The 2,478-nt window shown below is 60.7% G+C and carries 3 protein-coding genes; all 3 read left to right on the forward strand.

The features are described from left to right. Window positions 1-601, forward strand: a 601-nt coding sequence (locus ACFE0K_RS15170) for an acyl-CoA dehydrogenase C-terminal domain-containing protein (protein WP_434536860.1), incomplete at its 5' end; no start/stop codon positions are given. Window positions 602-741: 140 nt separating this feature from the next. Beyond that, entirely contained in the window at window positions 742-2,238 is a 1,497-nt protein-coding gene (locus tag ACFE0K_RS15175) for a DUF945 family protein (RefSeq protein ID WP_434536861.1), read from the forward strand. Window positions 2,239-2,340: 102 nt separating this feature from the next. Further along, window positions 2,341-2,478: DUF454 family protein (locus ACFE0K_RS15180; RefSeq protein WP_434536862.1), on the forward strand; the 138-nt coding region annotated here is incomplete at its 3' end.

The following is a 2,478-nucleotide window of genomic DNA, read 5'->3' on the forward strand; positions in this document are numbered from 1 at the left end:
CCTCACCGAAGCCGGTCTGGAATCCGCCAACCACGGTGTGCAGATCTACGGTGGCCACGGCTTTATCCGTGAGTGGGGCATGGAGCAGAACGTCCGTGACGCGCGTATCTCCACTCTGTATGAAGGCACCACCGGTATTCAGGCGCTGGACCTGCTGGGCCGTAAAGTGCTGCAGACCCAGGGCGCATCCCTGCGGGCCTTCACCAAGATCATTCACAAGTTCGGCGAAACCAACGCGGACAATGCCGACCTGAAGGAACTGCTGGAGCCGCTGGCCGCTTACAACAAGGAATGGGGTGAGATGACCCAGGCCATCGGCATGCAGGCCATGCAGAACCCGGATTACGTGGGTGCCGCGTCCGTGGACTACCTGATGTACTCCGGCTACGTGACCCTGGCCTATCTGTGGGCCCGCATGGCAGCCGTGGCACACGCTGCGCTGGAATCCGGTGCCGGTGATGAGGACTTCTACAAGGCCAAGATCAGCACCGCCAAGTTCTACTTCAAGCGCATCCTGCCGCGTGCGGCCGGTCACAAGGGCGCTATCGAAGGTGGCCTGGACTGTCTGATGGAACTGGACGCGGACCACTTCGCGTTCTGATCTGGCGTCAGAGCCAGAAAAAAGCCCGCCCTTAGCACGGCGGGCTTTTTTTTGCCTGAAAACCGCGCAGGCGACGTGAATGTTGGTTTTTCGTTATAGTGTCGATCAAATAAAGACAGACAGGGATGAAGGGGATATCCATGAAGAAGGTTATTGCACTGATTGTGGTGCTGGTTGTGGCGTGGCTGGGGGCCACGTTTTATGTGGGCATGCGTGCCGAGACGCTGGTTCGCGACGAAGTGGCCGGCCTGGAAGTGATTCCGGGGCAGAGCGATATTGTCTTTGACGTGCTTCGTTATGATCGCGGGCTGTTCCGTTCCGAGGCGGTGACCTGTCTGATCGCTCAGGGCGAGTTGGCCTCCAATCCGAACCTGGCGGCGTTGTCCGGGCAAATCTGCTCTCTGAGCACCATTCACCACGGTCCCTTCGCCTGGACCGATGATGGCTTGTTTGTGGGGATTGCCGCCAGTGAGGAAGTGCTGGATCTGAGTGAGCTGCCTCCGGAGATGGCGGCCATGGTCAATGAGATTTTTCAGGGCAAGCCGCCGGTGACCGGTTATAGCCGCTATGGTTTTGATGGCAGCCTGACCATGAAGGTGGCGGTGTCGCCGGTGAATCTGGAGGCGCCCATGGGCAAGGTGGTGCTCGAGGAGTTGCAGCTGGACGTGTTACGTCCGACCGCTGACGCCTACCCGGTCAACACCTACCTGTCCCTGCGTGGGCTGGATGTGTCCTCCCCGAAAATGGGTTTCGCGGTGGATTCGCTCACTGGTTCCGTGGATATCGTTGCCATGCTGGGCGGTGAAGTGCCGCTGGCGGATATCAACCTGGCCGGCAAGCAGTTGCGATGGTCCCAGGGGGAGCTGCCGATGCTGGCGTTTGATCTGACCCTGCAGGGCACCAGCAAGGATCACGGCGATACGCTTAGCGGTGACAGCCGCTTATGGCTGGAGAATATCAGCGGGCCAATGGTGCCGTTGCCCATGGACAGCGCTTACCTGGGCATGGACTACGCCGGTCTGGACCGACAGGCACTGGTCAAGGTGCACGCCCTTAACCGGGAAATGGATGAAATCCAGACCCGGGCACTGATGGGCGCCCTGTCCGGCGATGGTGAGCAGGATATGGAGCAACAGATGGTACGTATCCAGACCTTGCTGGCAGAAATGACCCAGGTGGCTGCGGAGCAACTGCTGCACCCGGGTGACAGTGCGCTGTCACTGCAAATGCTGGTGGACCACCAGGGCGAGCGGCAGCTCACCGTCGACAGCAAGGCCCGTTACCTGGGGCTGGATGGCAACAACCTGCCGGCCGACGAGCTGATGGCACTCAATGAGGCGCAAATCCAGCAGATGCTGGATGTGCAGGTGCGTGTGGACATGCACGAGTCACTGGTGCCGGCGTCCTACGTCGCCCGGCTGACAGCCCTGGCCGAGCAGGGCGTGGTAGAAAGGCAGGGCGAGCGCTGGAGCAGTGTGCTCAACGCCAATGGTGGCGCCCTGAGCCTCAATGGTCAGCCGGTGAGCGCAGAAGAGCTGCAGGAGCGCATGAGAGCGGTTTCCGGGCCAGCTGCCACTCCGGAGGCGGCTGAAGCTGAGACGGCTCTGGACGATCCGCTGGCCTATCACGTCGATTGATCCGCAAAACCCGCCGTCCGGCGGGTTTTTTTATTCCCCGAAAATCGGGCATGCTGTAATGACTCTCTCGCGGGGCCATTGCCTGTTCTAAGGAGGGGAGACATGGAGACAGTCAGGGTGTTGTGCTGGCGCTCAACGGCGATCCTGTTCGTTTTGCTGGGGATGATCGGTGTGGTCGTTCCGGGCATGCCCACTGTGGTCTTCCTGCTGCTGGCCGCCTGGGCTGGCAGTCATGGCTGG

Origin of the sequence: Alcanivorax sp., assembly GCF_051117345.1 — a bacterium.
Taxonomy (GTDB): Bacteria; Pseudomonadota; Gammaproteobacteria; order Pseudomonadales; family Alcanivoracaceae; genus Alcanivorax.